Source organism: Inquilinus limosus (assembly GCF_051487185.1).
Taxonomy (GTDB): Bacteria; Pseudomonadota; Alphaproteobacteria; order DSM-16000; family Inquilinaceae; genus Inquilinus; species Inquilinus limosus_F.
Genome location: NZ_JAHVDK010000005.1, coordinates 159995 through 179008, shown reverse-complemented (window position 1 = coordinate 179008; position 19014 = coordinate 159995). Strand labels below are relative to the sequence as shown.

Sequence of the window (19014 nt, the reverse complement as noted above, 5' to 3'; positions counted from 1 at the left end):
CCGGGCGGGTCGGGCGTCGTCGTGCACGGGCTCCGGGCTCGAGCAGACCGAACCCGACCAGACAGTCGACCTTGGCATGGAAATCACCCTCCTGGGCTTCGCTCGATGGCGGGCGACCCGCCCTTGCTCCGGTCTCCGAGCCGCGAGCCCTTCCGGGAATTCGCTGTAGTTTCCGAGACGCGTTCCCCGGCGGGGCGAGCCGGCTGCGACTCCTCGAGAGCGGCACGGACCAGGGCACGGACGGCCCAGCTCTTCACCTCGCGGGCGACGGTCTCGTCGAGGCGCAGGACGTCGCGGAAGACGATCATCGATTCGGAGCCGAAGATCATGGCGAGCGCGGCCCGAAGCCGGTCATAGCTGTCCTTCCTGAGCCGGCGGCGGGCGGGAGCCAGGGCGGCCTCGATCAGGGGCGTGCGGCGGTTCTGGCGCAGCGGCATGGCCTCGTCGACCGGCCCCGCCGCCGCCCGGGTCAGGGAGGCCGCCAGAATCAGCCGGATCGCCGCTTCGTTCCCGAACACGATGCGGTGCATCGCCGCCTCGGCCCTGTCGACCCGCTCTTCCATGTCCTCCGACGGATCGTCGGCGAACACGGCCTCGCCGTTGGGCACGGCAATATCGACGGTGGCTTCGACCAGAAGCGCTTCGATATTGGGAAAATAGCGATAGGCGGTGGCCCGCGAGACCAGCGCCGCCTCGGCGACCTCCTCGAGGCTCGGCTTCCGCCCGTTCTTCATCAGACGCGCGGCCGCGGCGATCAGGTCCTTGCGGGTCCGGTAGCGCTGGTTCGCGCGCTCCGGCGCACTTCTGGTCGACATGTCAGCCCTGCGGCAGTTGCCGGATGATCGCGGCCAGATCGGTCCACACGGCTTCCCGTTGGATTCCGCCGTCCTCGGCGAACTCGATCACGTGCAGCAGGCGGAACTCGAGCGGCCGCCCCCGGCCTTCGAGACCGAAGGGGCGCCCGACCGCCCGGCCGCGCCAGATAGATTCGTCGACGAGGAATCCCTCGCCGTAGAGCCGCCGGCTGCCCGTCACCTCGCCTTCCGCCAGATCCGCGAACAGCGCCTCGTAGAAGGGCCGCACATTCTCGCGGCCCTGGATCGGGCCGGTCGGCCATCCGATCACATCATGCTGCACGTCCGGCGCGAGGGTGGACAGAACGCCGTCCACGTCGTCGCGGGCTTCGAAGCCGAAGTGCTCGTCGATCTTCTGATCCATCTCGGCAGGTGTCAGGGACATGGCCGGATCCTCGATCGGGTATTTGATACAAAGATCGTATCATGAGATGATCGTCTCATGTCAAGATGCCTGTTTCCAACAAGCGGTCGTCGGCATGCCAACGCCATTGCGCCAGTCGCTCCCCTCATTGCGAACGGGCATTGCTCGTGAGACCCTTGCGAGGCCGACGTTCGCTGCGTCGCAACGGGTCTCCGAAGTTGATTGAAGGATCGGGCCATCATCGCCGGTTGGCTGCCATTCTGATGGCAGATGTGGTCGGCTTTTCACGGATGGTGGAAGCCGATGAGGCGGGAACGCTCGCGCTGCTGAAGCGACGCAGAAGCGAGGTGCTTGAGCCCACCGTGCTCTCCCACGGCGGCCGGATCGTCAAGCTGCTGGGCGACGGGGTTCTATTGGAGTTCGCGAGCGCGGTTGCCGCAGTCGAGTGCGCGATCCAGCTTCAGAGAAAGATGGCTGAGGCCAATGCCGGCACGCCCGAGCCGGAACACATGGTCCTCAGGATCGGCATCAACCTCGGCGAAGTCGTCGGAGAGGGATCGGACATCTATGGCGAAGGCGTGAACGTCGCCGCGAGATTGGAAGCGATAGCACAGCCTGGCGGCATCTGCCTGTCCGAGAAGGTCTACCATGAGGTCCGAGGCAAGGTGGATGCCGCCTTCGTCGATCTCGGCCCCAGGAAACTCAAGAATATCGCCACCCCGGTCAAAACACTCGGTGTGGTCATCGCCGGGCAGCCCGGCGAGGTGGATCGCCGAGGGGCCGCGCCCGAAAGCGCCCCGGGGTTTCCCGGCGGCCCGTCGATCGCGGTCCTGCCGTTCCTCAACATGAGCGGCGATCCCGCTCAGGACTATCTCGCGGACGGGATCACCGAGGATATCACCACGGCCCTCTCCCGCCTGCGCTGGCTCTTCGTGATCGCCCGCAACTCGGCCTTCACTTACAAGGGAAGATCCGTCGACGTCCGGCAGGTCGCGCATGAGCTGGGGGTCCGCTATGTCGTCGAGGGAAGTGTCAGGACCGCCGTCGGACGCATCCGGGTGACGGCCCAGCTGATCGATGCGGAGACCGGCAAGCACATCTGGGCCGAGCGGTACGACCGCGCGCTCGACGACATCTTCGCGGTCCAGGACGAGATCACCGGCCACGTCGTCGCCGCGATCGAGCCCCATCTTTACGCCGAGGAGAGCTTCCGCGCCGCATCCAGGCCGCCTGGAAGCATCGATGCCTGGGGCCTGGTGGTGCGCGCGATGGGCCTGATCAACCGCGTCGGCCGCCGGCAGAACGAGGAGGCGCGGGCCCTCCTACGGCGGGCGATCGAGATCGAGCCGGGCTACGCCAGGGCCCACGCCCTGTTGAGCTGGGCCGTCTGGTGGGCGGCGCTGTGCTACTGGTGGCCGGACAGGACGGACGGCTACCGGCAGGCGGCTCGGCACGCCGAGGACGCCATCGCGCTCGATCCCAGCGAGCCCTGGGCGCGAATGACGCTGGGGCTGAGCCTCAGCACCGGAAGGCACCACGAACGGGCGCTCGCCGAGCTCCGGGCGATGCACGACCTCAACCCCAGCTTCGCGCTGGGCCGGACGGCGCTCGGATGGGCGCTGCTCCGCGCCGGGCAGTTCGAGGAGGCTATCGCCGAGACCGGCAAGGCGCTGCGCATGAGCCCGATGGACAGCTTCGCCGGGATCTACACCGCCATCCATGGCCTCGCCCTGCTCGGCGCGCGGCGGTTCGGCGAGGCGCTGCCCTTCCTGCGCGCCTCGGTGGCCGCGTTCGCCGAGTACTCGGGACACTACAACACGCTGATCAGCTGCTGCGGCCATCTCGGGCTGATGCAGGAGGCGCAGGCCTTCATCGAGGCGCGGAACAGGGTCGGGCCCCCCATCCATGTCGGCGAGCTCCGCCGGGCTCTGGCCGGCTTCGCGCATTGCGACACCTTCGTCGAGGGCCTCGTCAAGGCCGGCGTGCCGGAGTGACTGGGAACCAGCGGCACGCCGGTGGTCCTGCGGCGCTGCGGGTCAATCAAAGCCAGGCGGCGAAGCGGCGGTGCGAAGCGCCTCCAGCAACGCCGTCGAGGGCCGGCCCGTGACCGGCATCCCCTGGCTCTCCTGGAAGGCGGCGATGGCGGCCTGGGTCTTGCGCCCCAGCCGGCCATTGGCCTGACCTGCATCCAGGTTCAGCCCCGCGAGCAGCTGCTGGATTTCCTTGAGCTGGGCGCCGGTGACCGGCCGTTCCGGCGCCATTGTCGGCTGCGGCGTAGGCATGGCCGCTGGAGAAGCCGCTGCCGTTTCGGCGGGGCCGGCCGGCTCCGGCGCAGCCATCTGGCCCGCTGGATTCTCGAGGACCCGCTCCGGGCTCGTGGCGGCCGTGACGGTTGGGGTCGGTGCGAGAGGGCTGGCGGCCGGCGCCGAGCCGGCAATTCCGGTGCGGGCGGTGCGGGGCATGGCCGATGTGCCAGCGCCTGGGGCCGCCTGCAGTCTCGCCACAGCCTCTTTGGCCTGCTCGTCGCCGGCATCGGCCGCGATCCGATACCAACGGGCGGCCATTCGCGGATTGGGCGGCCCGAGCTCGCCACTCTCATAGAGGCGGGCCACGTCGTACGCACCGCGCGGATTGCCCGCGACACTCGCCCGGCGGAACCACGTCAACGCCTCTCTTGCGTCAGACGGCACGCCGGAGCCGTTGAGATAGGCGAGGCCCAAAGCATAGAGTGCGTCGGCATGCTTAGCCTTCGCCGCGTCGCGGAACCGTGCCACGGCCGCCTCGGAATCGCGTGGGACTCCCAGACCTCGTTCCAGCATGACGCCCAAATCGTATGCGGCGCCGGCTATGCCCTGATCGGCGGCGCGACGATACCAATAAGCGGCGCGCTCGTAGCTCTGCGGCACGTCTATGCCGCGCGCAAAGACGGTGCCGATCTGATACTCGGCATTCGCGTCGCCGGCGATGGCCTTCTGCGCCAGGCCGCGCAGCTCCGCAGAGGCGTTGTCCGGCAGCGGCACGTCCGCTGCCGGATTGCCGGCCGGAACGGCAGCAGTGCCGGCTTCTTGCGGCGATGCCGCGGCCACCGCTGGAGCGGGGGCCAAAAGAATCACGGGCGCGGCCTGCGCAGCAGGGGTCGCGGGATTGGTGGCGGCGGATGCTTGCGGGGCTTCGACGGCTGCTGCGACGGGAGCGGGATCGCCCCACCCGATTCCCAGCTCGTCAAGAGTGGAGCAGCCGACCGAGGTGAAGATGAGCAGCACCGCGGCCGCGCGGCGGACGGCAGTGCTGCTGGCATTATTTCGCTCATGCTCGAGCCGAATCCGATTGTCGGCCAGAGACTTCATCTGACCTCCTCGCCCATATCGAGGTCTAGCCGCGATACGAGCCTATCATTCCGGGGACCAGCCAGTTCGACTGGCTCAACGCAACGATGGCGGCAATGTGCTGTCCTGATCCGGAGCGGCGACATGACGACTCAGATCATTTCTTCGAGAGGGCGAGCGTCCACCGCGTTGTTCGACGCCGATGGTGTCTTCTCACCTCGCCGCCCGTCCCATGGCTTCTTTGGCAGGGGAATTTCACCGGCGGTCTGCTGGACGATGACTCATTGCTCACACGATCGCGACTAGCCCAATGGTACAGCCCCAGCCCCGGCACTGCGCCCGATACGTGGCTCAAGCTCCCCCAAATTCCGAATAGTCATACGCCGTTCGCGGTATTCACCTGGTCCCAGGCGAACGCCTCCCGAGCGCCAGACGCCAGCGCCCGCCCCTACCCCCGGATCACCAAACTGCTGCGGTCGACCTTGGTGATGTCGCTGGTGCCAGTCAGCGCCATGCTGACGTCGAGCTCCTTGCGCATGATCTCCAGCGCCAGGGTCACGCCCTTCTCGCCCATCGCCGCCAGGCCGTAGAGGAAGGCCTTGCCCATCAGGCAGCCGCGGGCGCCGAGCGCCACCGCCTTCAGGATGTCCTGGCCGGACTGCACGCCGCCGTCGAACAGGATCTCGGTCTTGTCGCCGATCGCCTGGACGATGCCCGGCAAGGCCGAGATCGAGGAGCGCGCGCCGTCAAGCTGGCGGCCGCCATGGTTGGACACGACCACCGCATCGGCCCCGGTCGAGGCCGCGATCTTCGCATCCTCCTCGTCCAGCACGCCCTTCAGGATCAGCTTGCCGGGCCAGATGCTGCGCACCCATTCGACATCCTTCCAGCTCAGCGAGGCGTCGAACTGGCTGGCGATCCATTGCGACAGGGTGGTCAGGCTGTCCGCCCCCTTCACCTGGCGCTGCAGGTTGCCGAAGCTGCGCCGCTTGCCGAGCAGCACCCCCATCGCCCAGGCCGGCTTGGTGGCGATGTCGAGCGCGTTCATCAGCGTCAGCCGCGGCGGCACGGTCAGGCCGTTCTTCAGGTCACGGTGCCGCTGCCCCTGGATCTGCAGATCGAGGGTCAGCACCAGGGCCGAGCACTGGGCGGCCACGGCGCGCTCGATCAGCGACTTGGAGAAGCCGCGGTCGCGCATGACGTAGAGCTGGAACCAGAACGGCTTCTGCACCGCCCCGCGCACATCCTCGATCGAGCAGATCGACATGGTGCTGAGGGTGAAGGGAATGCCGAAGGCCTGGGCCGCGCGGGCGCCGTGGATCTCGCCGTCGCCGTGGAACAGGCCGGTCAGGCCGGTCGGCGCGATCGCGAGGGGCATGGTCACGTCCTCGCCCAGGATTTTGGTCGCGACATTCCGCTTGTCGACATCGATCATCACCCGCTGGCGCAGCCCGATCGCCGCCAGGTCCGCCCGGTTCGACCGCAGCGTCACCTCGTCATAGGAACCGCGGTCGGCGTAGTCGAAGATGGCGCGCGGGATGCGGCGCGCCGCCAGCACTCTCAAGTCCTGGATGTTGGTGATGGTCGGCATCGGCAGTCTTCTTGGGTAGGGGCTTCTCGGGCAGGGTGTTATGTCTGATAAAACGCGGCGCGGCGGCTGTCACCCGCGATTCCGGCGGCGGCCATCTTTACACGACCGAGGCGGGACGCCAGGGTGGCGGCCATCATGACGACTCTCTCCTCCCGCCTCGACCGGGCTCTCGCCGCCCTTCCCCGCAGCTTTCCCGGGCCGGGCGGCGCCGCCGCCGTGCTGCGCGACAGCGAGGTCCTGGCCCGCCACGCCTGGGGCTGGGCCAATGCCGAACGGCGCATCCCGTTCACGCCGCGGACGCTGTTCCGGATGTGCTCGATCACCAAGCAGTTCACCTGCGGCCTGGTGCTCGACGCCTTCCCCAACCCGATGGCGCTGGACGGCGACGTGAGCGCCCGCCTGCCGCGGCTGGAAGGCGAGGCGCCGGGCGCGCGGCATCTCTGCCACAACCAGTCCGGCCTGCGCGACTACTGGGCCGTCGCGATGCTGCACGGCGCCCCGGCCGAGTCGCCCTTCGGCGACCGAGAGGCCGCGCGGGTGATCGCCGGCACCCGGACGCTGCAGTTCTCGCCCGGCACCCGCTATTCCTACGTCAACCAGAATTTCCGGCTGCTCTCGGACATTATCGAGGACCGCACCGGCCGCGGCTTCGGCGAGCTGCTGCGCACCCGCATCTTCGATCGCGTCGGCATGGGCAGCGCCTTCCTCGCCGCCGACACCCGCGCCATGCCGGACGGCACCGAGGGCTATGAAGGAAGCCAGGCCGGCGGCTTCCGCGCCGCCGAGAACCGGGTGCTGTGGACCGGCGACGCCGGGCTCGGCGCCAGCCTCGATGACATGATCGCCTGGGAGCGCCACATCGACGCCACCCGCGACGATCCCGAGGCCCTGTACAGCCGCCTGTCGGCACCGGTCACCTTCTCGAACGGAGCCCCAGCCCCCTACGGCTTCGGCCTGAACCGGGCGACCGAGTTCGGCCGCGCCATCACCGGCCATGGCGGCGCGCTGCGCGGCTGGCGCAGCCATCGGCTGTACGTGCCGTCGGAGCGCGTCTCCGTCGTGGTGATGTTCAACCATCTCTCCGACGCCCAGGCCGCGGCACTGGACCTGCTGGCCGCCGTGCTGGGCGAGGAGCGGGCGAAGCCGGCCGCCGGCCTGCCCGCGCCGGACTGGCTGGGCAGCTACACCGAACCCGAGACCGGCCTGGTCGCGCGCATCGACATGGCGGAGGGCCGGGTGCGGCTGCGCTACGGCCATTCGGCCGAGCGGCTGGAGCTGCGGCCCGACGGCGGCGCCGGCAACGGCCGCACCCGGCTGCGCCCCGCCGTGGACGGGCTGTGGCTGGACCGGCCGCAGGAGAACCAGAGCTCGCGCCTGGTGCCCTGCGCCGGCGCGCCGGCCCTCGACCTCGCCGGCCGCTACCGCTGCGCGGAGCTGGACGCCGAGCTGGAGGTCGCCGACGCCGGCGGCGTGCTCTATGGCGGCTTCTCCGGCTTCCTCGGCCAGGGCCGGATGGAGCTGCTGGACCCGGTCGGGCCGGATGTCTGGACCCTGCCCTGCCCGCGCGCGCTGGACCACACCCCGCCGGGCGACTGGACGCTGGCCTTCCGCCGCGACGGCATCGGCCGGGCGACAGCGGTCGAGCTCGGCTGCTGGCTGGCCCGCCGCCTGCGCTACGAGCGCGTCGGCTAGAGCCGGTCCAGCTTCAGGTTCTCCGCCAGGTAGTCGACGAACAGGCGGGTCTTCGCCGGCGGCAGCCGCGTCGCCGGCCAAACCGCGTGGATCGGCACCTTCGGCACCTCGTATTCGGTCAGGATCAGCTCCAGCACGCCCCGGTCGACCAGGTCGCGGATCTGCCACAGCGGCGTGAAGCCGATGCCGAGCCCTTCCGCCACCGCGGCATAGGTCGCCGCCGTGCCGTCGGCCCGGAACCGGCCGTTGACCCGGACCGTGCGGGTCCGGCCCCCGATCCGGAACGGCCAGGCCTCGCCCTCAGCCGTCCGCACCACGCATTGGTGCCGGACCAGATCGTCGGGATGCTGCGGCCGGCCGTGCCGGTCGAAATAGGAGGGCGCGCCGAACGCCACCCGCCGCAGCGCGCCCAGCCGGCGGGCCTTCAGCGCCGAATCCGGCAGCTCGCCGATCCGCACCGCCAGGTCGAAGGCGCCGTCGGTCAGGTCGACGAAGCGGTCGGAGAGCTTCAGCTCCACCTCGATCCGCGGATGGCGCCGCATGAAGCCGGCCACCACCGGCACCAGATGCGGCGGCGCGAACAGTACCGAGGCGCTGATCCTGAGCAGGCTGGAGGGCTCCGCCCGCCGTTCCGCGGCCTCGGCCCGCGCCTCCAGGATCTCCGCCAGCGCCGGCTTCACCCGCCGGTAGAAGGCGAGGCCGGCATCGGTCGGCGTCGACCGCCGGGTGGTCCGCTGCACCAGCGCCACGCCCAGCCCCTGCTCCAGCGTCGCCAGCGACCGGCTGACGGATTGCAGCGACCGGCGCAGGTCGCGCGCCGCCGCGCTCAGCCCGCCGGCCTCGACCACGGCGATGAAGGCGGCGAGATCGTCCAGCCGGTCCATGGGTACCCTCTCGAATTGAGGCTCTTTGAGGACGCTCTTCCCTTACCGTCATTGCGAGGAGGCGAAGCCGACGAAGCAATCCAGGGGCCGGTGCGAGCCGCCCCTGGATTGCTTCGCTCCGCTCGCAATGACGTGGCTGGGAATCCGAATATCTCTCGCGTTGCGAGAGAATGTATCACGATCATCGCCCATTCTCACGGCAACCGGATCAGCCAAAATCGACTCCAGCTTCCCCCTGGAGATGGACATGACCGCATCCACCATCCTCGCCGTCGGCGCCGCCGGCCGCTTCGCCGGCCTGGTGGTGCCTGAGCTCGCCCGCCGCGGCGTGACCGTCCGCGGCCTGGTGCGCGACGACGCCAAGGCCGCCGTCGCCCGCGCCGCCGGCGCCGCCGAGATCGCCTTCGGCGACCTGCGCGACCGCGCCAGCCTCGATGCCGCCCTGCGCGGCGTCGACGGCGTCTTCCACATCGGCCCGGCCTTCGCCCCGGACGAGGCCGAACTCGGCGCTCGCATGGTCGAGGCCGCGCGCCAGGCCGGCGTCCGGCGCTTCGTCTTCTCCTCGGTGATCCAGGCGACCAACACGGCTTTGGCCAACCACGCCAGCAAGATCCCGGTCGAGGCGGCGCTGCACGGCTCCGGGATGCAGCACACGATCCTGCAGCCGACCAATCTGATGCAGAACATCGGCGCCGCCTGGCCCGGCGTGCTGGCCACCGGCGTCTTCGCCGAGCCCTTCCCGAAGACGGCGCGGGTGGCGCGGGTCGACTACCGCGACGTCGCCGAGGCCGCGGCGATCGCGCTGACCGGCGACCGCCTGGCCTATGGCAGCTTCGAGCTGTGCGCCGACGGCCTGCCGGACCGGCAGGAGATCGCGGCGCTGATGGGCGCGGCGCTGGGCCGCCCGATCGCGGCCGGCGAGCCGAGCTTCGCCGAATGGGTGGCGCTGGCCAAGCCGCCCTATGACGCGCGGCAGCTCGGGCTGCTGGAGAAGGTCTTCGCCCATTACGCCGCGCATGGCCAGCCGGGCAACAGCCTGGTGCTGCGCGCGGTCCTCGGCCGCGAGCCACGCTCGCTGCGCACTTATGTCGAGGAGCTGGCCGCCGCGGCGCGGTAAGCCCCAACCGCCCGGCGCGGCCGGGCCTCAACGGAGATCACATCGATGTCGACGCTGCACCCGTCGGGCGCGGTCACGGCCGCCCCTGCCCTTTCGCCGGCTGTCCCGCCGACCGCGATGACCACGCCGCTGATGCTGCTGCTGGCCACGGCGGTCGGGGTCGTCGTGCTCAACCTCTACGCCTCGCAGCCGCTGATCGGGCTGATCGGCCCGGCGTTGGGGCTGGCGCCGGCGGCGGCCAGCCTGGTCACCACCCTCACCCTCCTGGCCTATGCCGCCGGCCTGGTCCTGCTGGTGCCGCTGGTCGACCTGGTCGCGAACCGCCGGCTGATCGTCACGCTGGCGGTGGACGTGGCCGCCCTGGCCGCGGCGGCGACCGCGACCTCGACCCCGGTCTTCCTGGCCGCGTCGGTGCTGATCGGCCTGGCCTCGACCGCGATCCAGATGCTGGTGCCGATCGCGGCGGCCCTCGCCACGCCTGCCGATCGCGGCCGCGTGGTCGGCAACGTCATGAGCGGGCTGATGGTCGGCATCCTGCTGTCGCGGCCGATCGCCAGCCTGATGGCCGACAGCTTCGGCTGGCGGTCCTTCTATGTCCTGACGGCCGGTCTGATCGCGGCGCTGGCGCTGGTGCTGCTGCGCGCCCTGCCGGAACGCCGGCCGGCGCCGGGGCCGCGATACGCCGCCCTGATCGGCTCGCTGTGGACGCTGCTGCGGCAGGAGCCGGTGCTGCGCCGGCGCGCCGCCTACCAGACGCTGCTGATGGGTGCGTTCAGCGTGTTCTGGACCGCGGTCGCCCTGCGCCTCGCCGCCTCGCCCTTCAACCTCGGCCAGGGCGGCATCGCCCTCTTCGCCCTGGCTGGTGCCGCCGGCGTGGTAGCCGCCCCGATCGCCGGCCGCGTCGCCGATCGCGGCTGGAGCCGGCCGGCGACTCTGGCCGCGCACGGCCTCGTTCTCCTCGCCCTGATCCTGGCCGGGCTGGCGGGCGGGGCCTGGACGGGCTCGGCCCCGTCGCTCGCCCTGCTCGCCGCCGCAGCGGTGCTGCTGGACGCCGGGGTCGCCGCCGACCAGATCCTCGGCCGGCACGCGATCAACACGCTGCGGCCGGAGGCGCGCGGCCGGCTGAACGGGCTCTACACCGGCCTGTTCTTCCTCGGCGGCTCGGCCGGCGCCGCGATCGCCGGGCCTGCCTGGGTCTGGGGCGGCTGGAGTGCGATTTGCGGCGTCGGCCTCGCCTTCGCGCTGGCGGCGGTAGGGCTGCGCCTGGCCGACCGCGGCAGGGCTTGACCGGATCGGAACGAAAAGCGAACATATCGCTCCGCACATCCCGGAGGAAACGATGCCGAGCCAGACCGAAAAGGCCCTCGCCTTCCAGCGCCTGCACGCCCGACCGGGCATCTTCGTCATCCCGAACCCCTGGGATGCCGGCTCCGCCAAGCTCCTGACCAGCCTCGGCTTCGAGGCGCTGGCGACCACCAGCGCCGGCCACGCCTTCACCCTCGGCCGCAGCGACGGCGCCCGGAGGGTGAGCCGGGAGGAGACCCTGGCCAATGCGCGGGCGATCGTCGAGGCCACCGACCTGCCCGTCTCTGCCGATCTCGAGAACGGCTTCGGCGACGCGCCCGAGGCGGCGGCGGAGACCATCCGCCAAGCCGCCGCGGCCGGGCTGGTCGGCGGCTCGATCGAGGACGCCACCGGCCGCGACGACGACCCGATCTACGACTTCGACCAGGCGGTGGAGCGGGTGCGCGCGGCGGTGGCGGCGGCGCGATCCCTGCCCTTCCCATTCACCCTGACCGCGCGGGCCGAGAACTTCCTGCACGGCCGGCGCGACCTGGCCGACACGATCCGCCGGCTGCAGGCCTTCCAGGAGGCCGGCGCCGATGTGCTCTACGCTCCCGGCCTGAGCACGCGGGAGGAGATCGAGGCGGTGGTGCGCGCGGTCGACCGGCCGGTGAACGTGGTGATGGGCCTGGTCGGCGCCCGCTTCACCGTCGCGGAGCTGGGCGAGATGGGCGTGAAGCGCATCAGCGTCGGCGGTTCCCTGGCCCGGGCCGCGCTCGGCGGCTTCCTGCGCGCCGCCCGCGAGATCAGGGACCGGGGCAGCTTCGGCTACGCCGACGACGCGGTGCCGCACAAGGAGATCAACGCCCTGTTCGGCCAGTCCTGACTTCGAGGCGCGCGGCGCCTTCCGGCCGGCCGGATCGGATGCCTATACTGCCGCCATGACCAGCGCACGCATCGAGATCCGGCCGATGGCCGGGTCGCTCGGCGCCGACATCGATCTCGCCGGCCCGGTCGATGATGGAATCTTCGCCGCGATCCGCCAGGCCCTGGACGACCATCTGGTGATCCATCTGCACGGGCTCGACCTGGCGCCGGAGGAGCTGGTGGCGCTGACCCGCCGTTTCGGCCCGGTCAGCCGCGCGCCCTACATCAGGCACATGGACGGGCATCCGGACATCGTCGCCGTGAAGAAGACGGCCGACGAGCGCAAGGTCAGCACCTTCGGCAACGCCTGGCATTCGGATTTCAGCTTCCTCGACCAGCCGCCGATGGCGTCGCTGCTCTACGCCTGCGAGGTGCCGAGCCATGGCGGCGACACGCTGTTCGCCAACATGGTCGCCGCCTATGAGGCGCTGTCCGAGGGCATGAGGCGGCTGCTCGACGGCCTCGACGCCATGCATGCCGGCAAGCCCTACGGCACCGGCGGCGTGCCCGGCACGATCGCCGTCTCGCGCTCGATCGCCATCGAGCGCAACCGGCCGGAGGCGGACCGCGAGGTTGCGCATCCGGTGGTGCGCATCCATCCAGACACCGGCCGCAAGGCGCTGTTCGTCAACCCGATCTACACCACCCGCTTCGCCGGAATGACCGCGGAGGAGAGCGAGCCGCTGCTCGACTTCCTCTACGCCCATGCCGTCCGGCCGGAATTCACCTGCCGGCTGCGCTGGCGGGTGCACGACCTGGCGATCTGGGACAACCGCTGCACCCTGCATTACGCCGTCAACGACTATGACGGCCAGGACCGGCTGCTGTACCGCACCATGGTGCAGGGCGAACGGCCGGTCCCGGCGGTGCCGCGGGCCTAAGGACTCGCCGGGGAGCAACGCTCCGAACAGCGAGGCGGCCCCTTTTCTTTTCCGTCATGGCGAGGCGCGCAGCGCCGTGGCCATCCAGGGGCCGGTGCGAGCCGCCCTGGATGGCCACGCCCCTTCGGGGCTCGCCATGACGGAAAGGGACCGGAGAGTGAATCTCACAGCGGCTTGTAGGCGATCGCTTCTATCTCGACCTTGCAGTCGACCATCATGTCGGCGCGGACGCAGGAGCGCGCCGGCCGGTCGCCGGTGAAGTAGCTGTCGTAAGTGCGGTTGAAGGCGGCGAAATCGCGGGTGTCGGCCAGCCAGACCGTGACCTTGATCACGTCCTCCAGCGAGCAGCCGGCCAGCTCCAGCGCCGCCTGGACGTTCTGCATCGTCTGATGGGTCTGGATCTCGATCCCGCCGGCCACGATCACGCCGTTCTCGTCGAACGGCACCTGGCCCGAGACATAGACATAGTCGCCGGCGCGCACCGCCTTGGAGAAGGGCAGCTTCTGCCCGCCGGCACCGGTGACGGTGGTTCCGAAATGCTCACTCTTGCTCATGCTGTCCTCTATTTGACGGCGCCGAGCGCCAGGCCGCGCACCAGATAGCGCTGCAGCCAGGCGAAGACGATGGCGACGGGGATCGTCGCCAGGAAGGTGGCGGCCATGACGTGATGCCACTCGATTGTATAGCGGCCGGCGACCAGCGAGAAAATCTTGATCGGCAGGGTGTGCGTCTCCGGCGCGCGCAGGAGGCTCAGCGCCACGGCGAACTCGTTCCACGCGTTGATGAAGGTGAAGATCGCGGTCACCACCATGGCCGGCGCCGCCAGCGGCAGGAACACGCGGATGACGGTGCGGAGGCGCGACGCGCCCTCCAGCCATGCTGCCTCCTCCAGGTCCAGCGGGATGGTGGCGAAATAGCTCTGCAGCATCCAGACGGCGAAGGCGATGTTGAAGCCAGCATAGACCAGCACCAGCGAATCGACCGACCCGACTAGGCCGAGCCAGGCGACCAGGCGGAACAGCCCGATCACCAGCACGATCGGCGACAGCATCTGGGTGACCAGCAGGAAGTCGCGATAGAGGCCCTGCCCGGAGAATCGCCAGCGCGACATGGCATAGGCGGCGGGGATGCTGACCAGAAGCGCCAGCAGCGTCGCCAGGGTCGAGGCGTAGAGGCTGTTCAGCAGCGCGGTGCCGAAATCGGTCGCCTGCCACATGGTGGCGAAATTCTCCCACGTGATGCGGCTGGGCAGCCAGGAGGGGTCGGCGGACAGCACCTCCGCCGCCGGCTTCAGCGCGGTCGCCACCATCACCGCGAAGGGGAACAGCACCACCAGCATCAGCGGCGACAGCGCCAGCCAGCAGAGGACGCTCTTCTTAAGCATTGCGCTCGCCCCGCATCGCCATGCGCAGATAGATCAGGGTGAAGCCCAGCAGGATCGCGAACATCACCAGCGAGATCGATGCCGCCTCGCCCATCTTCCCGAGCTTGAAGGCCAGCTTGTACAGGTAGGTGACCAGGATCTGCGTCGAATCCGACGGCCCGCCTTCGGTCAGCACCCAGATGATCGGGAAGGAGTTGAAGACGTAGATGATGTTCAGCACCACCGCCATGTTGATGAAGGGCCGCATCAGCGGCAGCGTCAGGGTGCGGAGCTGCTGCCAGGGCGAGGCGCCGTCGGTCGCCGCGGCCTCGTAGATGTCGGCCGGGATCGACGACAGGCCGCCGAGGAAGATCGTCACCGTGAACGGGATCGACACCAGGATCCCGATCAGGATCTGCATCGGGAAGGCGGTGGCGGCCGAGGCCAGCCAGACCACCTTCTGGTCGATCAGGCCGAGATCCTGCAGCGTTAGGTTCAGGAGGCCGGATTCGCCGTTCAGCGCCCAGCGCCAGACGATCGCCATCATGGTCAGCGACACCGACCAGGGCAACATCACGATCACCCGGGCGATGCCGCGGCCGTAGAACTCCGTGTTCAGGATCAGCGCCACGGGCACCGAGACCGCGACCGTGCCGGCCACCACCCCGGCGGTCCAGATCAGCGTCCGCCACAGGCTGTCCATGAACAGCGGATCGGCGATGACGTTCTGGAGATTGGCCAGGCCGGTAAAGCCGCGCAGCTGCCCGAAGCGGTTGACTTGGTGCGAGGCGACGGTCAGCAGGTCCCAGACCGGATAGGCGATGATGAAGGCCGCCAGCAGGAAGCTGGGCAGGATCAACAGGATCGGCGTCATCCCCGGCAGCCGCGCGGCCAGGGGCGCCGACGTCGGAATGGCTTGCCTTTCGGTCTCGGTCGTCACTGCCTGTCCCTGATCGCCACCAGACCGCTCGACGGCAAGGCCCTCCCCCTCACCCTCCCGTCGCCTGCGGCGCCGGGCCCTCCCTCTCCCCGAGGAGAGGGAAACAGAGCCTCGGCCCCGCTCACCTCTCCTTGGGGAGAGGTCGAAATCGCGCAGCGATTTCGGTGAGGGGGTGGTCCCGGCCCCTACTTCGCGCCCAGCACGCCGTTGGCCTGCTCGGCGGCGGCCTTCAGCGCCTCCTCGGGCTTGGCCTCGCCGAGATAGATCTTCTGCAGCGCCCGGCCGGTGGCGTCGGCGATCTCCTCCCACCCGGCGATGGTCGGGGCGAACTTGGCGTCCGGCAGCATGGCGGTGAAGACCTTGAGGTCCGGGTCGTCGGTGAAATGCGGCAGCTGCGCCACCGCCTTGTTCTCGGTCAGGAAGCCCTCATTGACCGTGAACTTCTCGCGCCAGTCGTTCTGGAACAGGAAGTCGAGGAACTTCCAGGCCTCGTCCTTCACCTTGGAGTTCTCGAACAGCACGATCGAGTCCGTGACGGCGTAAGTCGCCTGGGTGGTGCCCTTCGGCACCGGGGCCACACCGTATTTCAGGTTCGGCGCCTCGGTCTTGATCTGACTGGCCAGGAAGGGCGCGGTGAGCATCATGCCGATGCGACCCTGCTTGAACAGGTTCTGCACGTCCTCGCGATTGTAGGCGGTGACGCCGGGCTGGGTCAGGCCGTCGTCGATCATCTGCTTGTACAGGGTCGCGGCCTTGACCGCGGCCTCACTGTCCAGCCCGCTCTTGCCGTCGACGACGATGTCGCCGCCAAAGCTCCACATCGCGTAGTAGAAATAGACGTCGGTCTCGATCTCCTTGCCCTGCAGGCCAAAGCCGTAGGTGTCCTTGATGCCGAGGTCCTTGATCTTCTTGGCGTCCTCGACCAGCTCGTCCCAGGTCTCCGGCGGGGCGGAGATGCCGGCTTTCTCGAACAGCTCCTTGTTGTAGTACATGGCCCGGGCCGAGGCGGCGATCGGCAAGCCGTATGTCTTGCCGTCCAGCACGCCGGGCTGGAAGAAGGTCGGAATGAACCGCGCCTTGAAGTCCTCGGTCATGTAGCTGTCGAGCGGCGCGACCACCCCCTGCTGCACAAAATCCACCAGCCAGCGCGTGCCGATGATGGCGAGGTCGGCATTGGCATTGCCGGAGATGTCGGTGGTCAGCTTCTGCTGCAGCACGTCCCAGGGCACCACCTCGATCTTGATGTCGGTGCCGGGGTTGGCGGCCTCGAAGGCCTTCGCCGCCTCCTCGAAATAGGGCCCGGTCTTGGAGCTGTATTCCGCAACCGTCACCCGCACCTCGGCGGCGACAGAGGGGACGGCGGCCAGCGCCGCCAGGATCGATGCGCCCGCGCCGAGAAGCACGGACCGGAACGCATGCTGCATGGAGAGCCTCCTGTTTCGGCGGCACCGGGGCCGCGCGAGTCGCAATTGGGAACCGGATCTCCGGCGGGCGGCCGCGCCCGGCTTTCTGCCGGAACCGCCCTGCATGTAACTCTCTTACAATCCCCGGAAAGGCGCAATTCGGAAGTGGCGTGCGAGCCCATTTTCTTCCGCTATTCCGCAGCAACGCTGAATCTTCTGACGATTCCCGGCGCCGCGCCGATGCTGCAGCGCACACGCGCGACGGCCGCCTTGTAAGTTTCAAACATTGAGCTACCATCGGCCTTCACCCCTTCTCCCTGCCGGAACCACCGCCATGACGCGCTTCGCCGACCAGACCGTTCTCGTCACCGGGGCGCTCGGCGGCATCGGCGGGGCGATCGTCGAGCATTTCGCCCTGGCCGGGGCGACTCTGATCCTGTCCGACCGCGACGCCGCGGCGCTGGAGGCCCGCGTGGTCGAACTGGCCGCATCCGGCATCAAAGCGGCGGCTGCGCCCGCCGATCTGCGCGATCCCGCCGGCATCCGCGCCGCGATCGAGGCCGCGGTCGCCGGCACCGGCCCGGTCGATATCGTCGTCAACAATGCCGGCGGCGGAGACCGCGGCAGCCTGGCCACGACCACGGCCGAGACTTGGGCCGCGGATGTCGAGTTGAACCTGAACGGCGCCTATCACGTCACCGCCGCGGTGATCGACGGCATGAAGGCGCGGCGCCGCGGCGCCATCGTCAATATCAGCAGCGTCAACGCGCTGCAGGCGCTGGGCCACCCCGCTTACAGCGCCGCCAAGGCCGGTCTGATCAGCTACACCCGCGCCCTGGCGGTGGAATACGGCCCCTTCGGCATCCGCGCCAACGTCATCTGCCCGGGCACCGTCCGCACCCCGATCTGGCAGGCGCGGGTGGACAGGAAGCCGGAGATCTTCGAGTCCCTGCGCAAATGGTACCCGCTGCAGCGGGTGGCGGAGCCCGCCGACATCGCCAGGGCGGTCGCCTTCCTGGCCTCGGACAAGCAGGCCGGCTTCATCACCGGCGCGGTGCTGCCGGTCGATGGCGGCCTGACCGCCGGCAACCGGGTGATGGCCGGCGAGCTCACGCTGGAGGAGTTCTGATTCAGTGGAGCAGCCTCTCGACCCGTTCTCTCATCGTCATGGCGAGCCCCGAAGGGGCGTGGCCATCCAGGGCCGCTCGCACCGGTCCCTGGATGGCCACGTCGCTTCGCTCCTCGCCATGACGGCTTTGGGGAAGGGCTGGGCCAAATCACTTCCGTTACCGGTGTAGGGAGACCCGACCCATGGCGACGGTGCGGCTGGACGGGGTGGTGAAGCGCTACGGCGACGCGCAGGTGATCCATGCGATCGACCTCGACATCGCCGATGGCGAGTTCGTCGTCCTGGTCGGGCCGTCCGGCTGCGGCAAGTCCACCCTGCTGCGCATGATCGCGGGGCTGGAGACCATCTCCGGCGGCGACCTGCTGATCGGCGGCGCCCGCGCCAATGACGTGCCGCCGCAGAAGCGGAACATCGCCATGGTGTTCCAGTCCTACGCCCTGTACCCGCACATGACCGCCCGGCAGAACATCGCCTATGGCCCGAAGCTGCGCGGCGAGCCGAAGCCGGAGATCGAGGCCAAGGTCGGCAAGGCGGCCGGCATCCTGAACCTGTTCGACTATCTCGAGCGGCTGCCGCGGCAGCTCTCCGGCGGCCAGCGCCAGCGCGTCGCCATGGGCCGGGCGATCGTGCGCGACCCTGCCGTCTTCCTGTTCGACGAGCCGCTGTCGAACCTCGACGCCAAGCTGCGCGTCCAGATGCGCACCGAGATCAAGGCGCTGCACCGCCGGCTGGGCACCACCATCGTCTACGTCACCCACGACCAGATCGAGGCGATGACGCTGGCCGACCGCATCGTGGTGATGAATGGCGGCCGGATCGAGCAACAGGGCCGGCCGCTCGACCTCTACGACCTGCCGGCCAACACCTTCGTCGCCGGCTTCCTCGGCTCTCCGGCCATGAGCTTCCTGCCCGGCCGCTACCGCCGCGGCGCCGAAGGCCCGGTGGTGGAGGCCGAGGACGGCACCCGCCTGCCCGCCCCGGACGCCGCTGCCGCGGACGACCAGCCGGTGCTGCTGGGCGTGCGGCCGGAGCATTTCACCGTCGTCGATAACGGCGGCGGGGTGCCGGTGACCATCGACCTGGTCGAGCCGACCGGCGCCGAGACTCATCTCTACGGTACCCTGGCCGGCACCCGCATCGCCGCGGTGATGCACGGCCGCCGCCCCGTGGCGCCGGGCGACGTGGTGCCGCTCGCCCCCCTCGCCGCCCACGCCCATCTGTTCGACGCGGCCTCCGGCCGGCGCATCTGAAAGAAGGCC

The 19014-nt window shown here is 69.6% G+C and carries 17 protein-coding genes; 8 read left to right on the top strand and 9 right to left on the bottom strand.

Going from position 1 to position 19014, the window contains the following annotated elements; genetic code table 11:
* Positions 1–83 precede the first annotated feature (83 nt).
* Both KXR53_RS07770 and KXR53_RS07765 read right to left on the bottom strand, forming a co-directional pair.
* Positions 84–815 (bottom strand): TetR/AcrR family transcriptional regulator, encoded by a 732-nt coding sequence (locus tag KXR53_RS07770; protein ID WP_437374533.1) that lies wholly within the window; start codon positions 813–815, stop codon positions 84–86.
* A 1-nt stretch (position 816) separates the two neighbouring features.
* A complete protein-coding gene (locus tag KXR53_RS07765) occupies positions 817–1239 on the bottom strand; it encodes an ester cyclase (RefSeq protein ID WP_437374532.1) in 423 nt (140 codons plus the stop codon).
* A gap of 65 nt (positions 1240–1304) precedes the next feature.
* Between KXR53_RS07765 and KXR53_RS07760 the strand changes: the two genes are divergently transcribed.
* Positions 1305–3212: an adenylate/guanylate cyclase domain-containing protein gene (locus KXR53_RS07760; RefSeq protein WP_437374531.1), complete on the top strand. Its 1908-nt coding sequence runs from the start codon at positions 1305–1307 to the stop codon at positions 3210–3212.
* Between the two features lie 42 nt (positions 3213–3254).
* Here the strand turns inward: KXR53_RS07760 and KXR53_RS07755 are convergent, their stop codons facing one another.
* Together KXR53_RS07755 and KXR53_RS07750 are read right to left on the bottom strand one after the other, a co-directional pair.
* The gene (locus tag KXR53_RS07755; RefSeq protein WP_437374530.1) at positions 3255–4565 is read right to left on the bottom strand and encodes a peptidoglycan-binding protein; all 1311 of its coding nucleotides are present in this window, start codon (positions 4563–4565) and stop codon (positions 3255–3257) included.
* A gap of 427 nt (positions 4566–4992) precedes the next feature.
* Positions 4993–6135, bottom strand: a complete 1143-nt coding sequence (locus tag KXR53_RS07750; protein WP_437374529.1) for an alpha-hydroxy acid oxidase — start codon at positions 6133–6135, stop codon at positions 4993–4995.
* Positions 6136–6270: 135 nt separating this feature from the next.
* On the opposite strand from KXR53_RS07750, the gene KXR53_RS07745 reads away from it, so the two are divergent.
* A complete protein-coding gene (locus KXR53_RS07745) occupies positions 6271–7827 on the top strand; it encodes a D-aminopeptidase (protein WP_437374528.1) in 1557 nt (518 codons plus the stop codon).
* Here the strand turns inward: KXR53_RS07745 and KXR53_RS07740 are convergent.
* On the bottom strand, positions 7824–8711 hold the full coding sequence (locus KXR53_RS07740; RefSeq protein ID WP_437374527.1) for a LysR family transcriptional regulator: 888 nt from the start codon (positions 8709–8711) through the stop codon (positions 7824–7826). The two genes, KXR53_RS07745 and KXR53_RS07740, sit on opposite strands and share 4 nt — an antisense overlap.
* A 247-nt stretch (positions 8712–8958) precedes the next feature.
* Between KXR53_RS07740 and KXR53_RS07735 the strand changes: the two genes are divergently transcribed.
* The 4 genes from KXR53_RS07735 to KXR53_RS07720 are packed head-to-tail and all read left to right on the top strand — an operon-like array spanning position 8959 to position 12920.
* The gene (locus tag KXR53_RS07735; protein ID WP_437374526.1) at positions 8959–9828 is read left to right on the top strand and encodes an NmrA family NAD(P)-binding protein; all 870 of its coding nucleotides are present in this window, start codon (positions 8959–8961) and stop codon (positions 9826–9828) included.
* A gap of 45 nt (positions 9829–9873) precedes the next feature.
* Complete coding sequence (locus KXR53_RS07730; RefSeq protein WP_437374525.1) at positions 9874–11115, top strand: MFS transporter; 1242 nt, start codon at positions 9874–9876, stop codon at positions 11113–11115.
* Positions 11116–11167: 52 nt separating this feature from the next.
* Positions 11168–11998: an isocitrate lyase/PEP mutase family protein gene (locus KXR53_RS07725; RefSeq protein WP_437374524.1), complete on the top strand. Its 831-nt coding sequence runs from the start codon at positions 11168–11170 to the stop codon at positions 11996–11998.
* Between the two features lie 55 nt (positions 11999–12053).
* Positions 12054–12920 (top strand): TauD/TfdA dioxygenase family protein, encoded by an 867-nt coding sequence (locus tag KXR53_RS07720; protein ID WP_437374523.1) that lies wholly within the window; start codon positions 12054–12056, stop codon positions 12918–12920.
* Positions 12921–13084: 164 nt separating this feature from the next.
* Here the strand turns inward: KXR53_RS07720 and KXR53_RS07715 are convergent, their stop codons facing one another.
* The 4 genes from KXR53_RS07715 to KXR53_RS07700 form a co-directional block, all read right to left on the bottom strand.
* Positions 13085–13474, bottom strand: coding sequence for a RidA family protein (locus KXR53_RS07715; protein WP_437374522.1), 390 nt, complete (start codon positions 13472–13474; stop codon positions 13085–13087).
* Between the two features lie 8 nt (positions 13475–13482).
* On the bottom strand, positions 13483–14304 hold the full coding sequence (locus tag KXR53_RS07710) for a carbohydrate ABC transporter permease (RefSeq protein ID WP_437374521.1): 822 nt from the start codon (positions 14302–14304) through the stop codon (positions 13483–13485).
* Positions 14297–15223, bottom strand: a complete 927-nt coding sequence (locus KXR53_RS07705; RefSeq protein ID WP_437374520.1) for a carbohydrate ABC transporter permease — start codon at positions 15221–15223, stop codon at positions 14297–14299. Before KXR53_RS07705 ends, KXR53_RS07710 begins: the two co-directional genes overlap by 8 nt.
* 185 nt (positions 15224–15408) lie before the next feature.
* Positions 15409–16647: an ABC transporter substrate-binding protein gene (locus KXR53_RS07700; protein WP_437374519.1), complete on the bottom strand. Its 1239-nt coding sequence runs from the start codon at positions 16645–16647 to the stop codon at positions 15409–15411.
* Positions 16648–16960: 313 nt separating this feature from the next.
* Between KXR53_RS07700 and KXR53_RS07695 the strand changes: the two genes are divergently transcribed.
* Positions 16961–17755, top strand: coding sequence for an SDR family oxidoreductase (locus tag KXR53_RS07695; RefSeq protein WP_437374518.1), 795 nt, complete (start codon positions 16961–16963; stop codon positions 17753–17755).
* Between the two features lie 182 nt (positions 17756–17937).
* Positions 17938–19005, top strand: a complete 1068-nt coding sequence (locus KXR53_RS07690) for an ABC transporter ATP-binding protein (RefSeq protein WP_437374517.1) — start codon at positions 17938–17940, stop codon at positions 19003–19005.
* The last annotated feature ends 9 nt before the right edge of the window (positions 19006–19014 follow it).

Bases quoted from the DNA above. Each gene is read 5' to 3' on its own strand.
- KXR53_RS07725 (WP_437374524.1), top strand. From the start codon at position 11,168: ATGCCGAGCCAGACCGAAAAGGCCCTCGCCTTCCAGCGCCTGCACGCC.
- KXR53_RS07695 (WP_437374518.1), top strand. From the start codon at position 16,961: ATGACGCGCTTCGCCGACCAGACCGTTCTCGTCACCGGGGCGCTCGGC.
- KXR53_RS07720 (WP_437374523.1), top strand. From the start codon at position 12,054: ATGACCAGCGCACGCATCGAGATCCGGCCGATGGCCGGGTCGCTCGGC.
- KXR53_RS07740 (WP_437374527.1), bottom strand. From the start codon at position 8,711: ATGGACCGGCTGGACGATCTCGCCGCCTTCATCGCCGTGGTCGAGGCC.
- KXR53_RS07700 (WP_437374519.1), bottom strand. From the start codon at position 16,647: ATGCAGCATGCGTTCCGGTCCGTGCTTCTCGGCGCGGGCGCATCGATC.
- KXR53_RS07735 (WP_437374526.1), top strand. From the start codon at position 8,959: ATGACCGCATCCACCATCCTCGCCGTCGGCGCCGCCGGCCGCTTCGCC.
- KXR53_RS07745 (WP_437374528.1), top strand. From the start codon at position 6,271: ATGACGACTCTCTCCTCCCGCCTCGACCGGGCTCTCGCCGCCCTTCCC.
- KXR53_RS07760 (WP_437374531.1), top strand. From the start codon at position 1,305: ATGCCTGTTTCCAACAAGCGGTCGTCGGCATGCCAACGCCATTGCGCC.
- KXR53_RS07770 (WP_437374533.1), bottom strand. From the start codon at position 815: ATGTCGACCAGAAGTGCGCCGGAGCGCGCGAACCAGCGCTACCGGACC.
- KXR53_RS07730 (WP_437374525.1), top strand. From the start codon at position 9,874: ATGTCGACGCTGCACCCGTCGGGCGCGGTCACGGCCGCCCCTGCCCTT.
- KXR53_RS07750 (WP_437374529.1), bottom strand. From the start codon at position 6,135: ATGCCGACCATCACCAACATCCAGGACTTGAGAGTGCTGGCGGCGCGC.
- KXR53_RS07710 (WP_437374521.1), bottom strand. From the start codon at position 14,304: ATGCTTAAGAAGAGCGTCCTCTGCTGGCTGGCGCTGTCGCCGCTGATG.
- KXR53_RS07765 (WP_437374532.1), bottom strand. From the start codon at position 1,239: ATGTCCCTGACACCTGCCGAGATGGATCAGAAGATCGACGAGCACTTC.
- KXR53_RS07715 (WP_437374522.1), bottom strand. From the start codon at position 13,474: ATGAGCAAGAGTGAGCATTTCGGAACCACCGTCACCGGTGCCGGCGGG.
- KXR53_RS07755 (WP_437374530.1), bottom strand. From the start codon at position 4,565: ATGAAGTCTCTGGCCGACAATCGGATTCGGCTCGAGCATGAGCGAAAT.
- KXR53_RS07690 (WP_437374517.1), top strand. From the start codon at position 17,938: ATGGCGACGGTGCGGCTGGACGGGGTGGTGAAGCGCTACGGCGACGCG.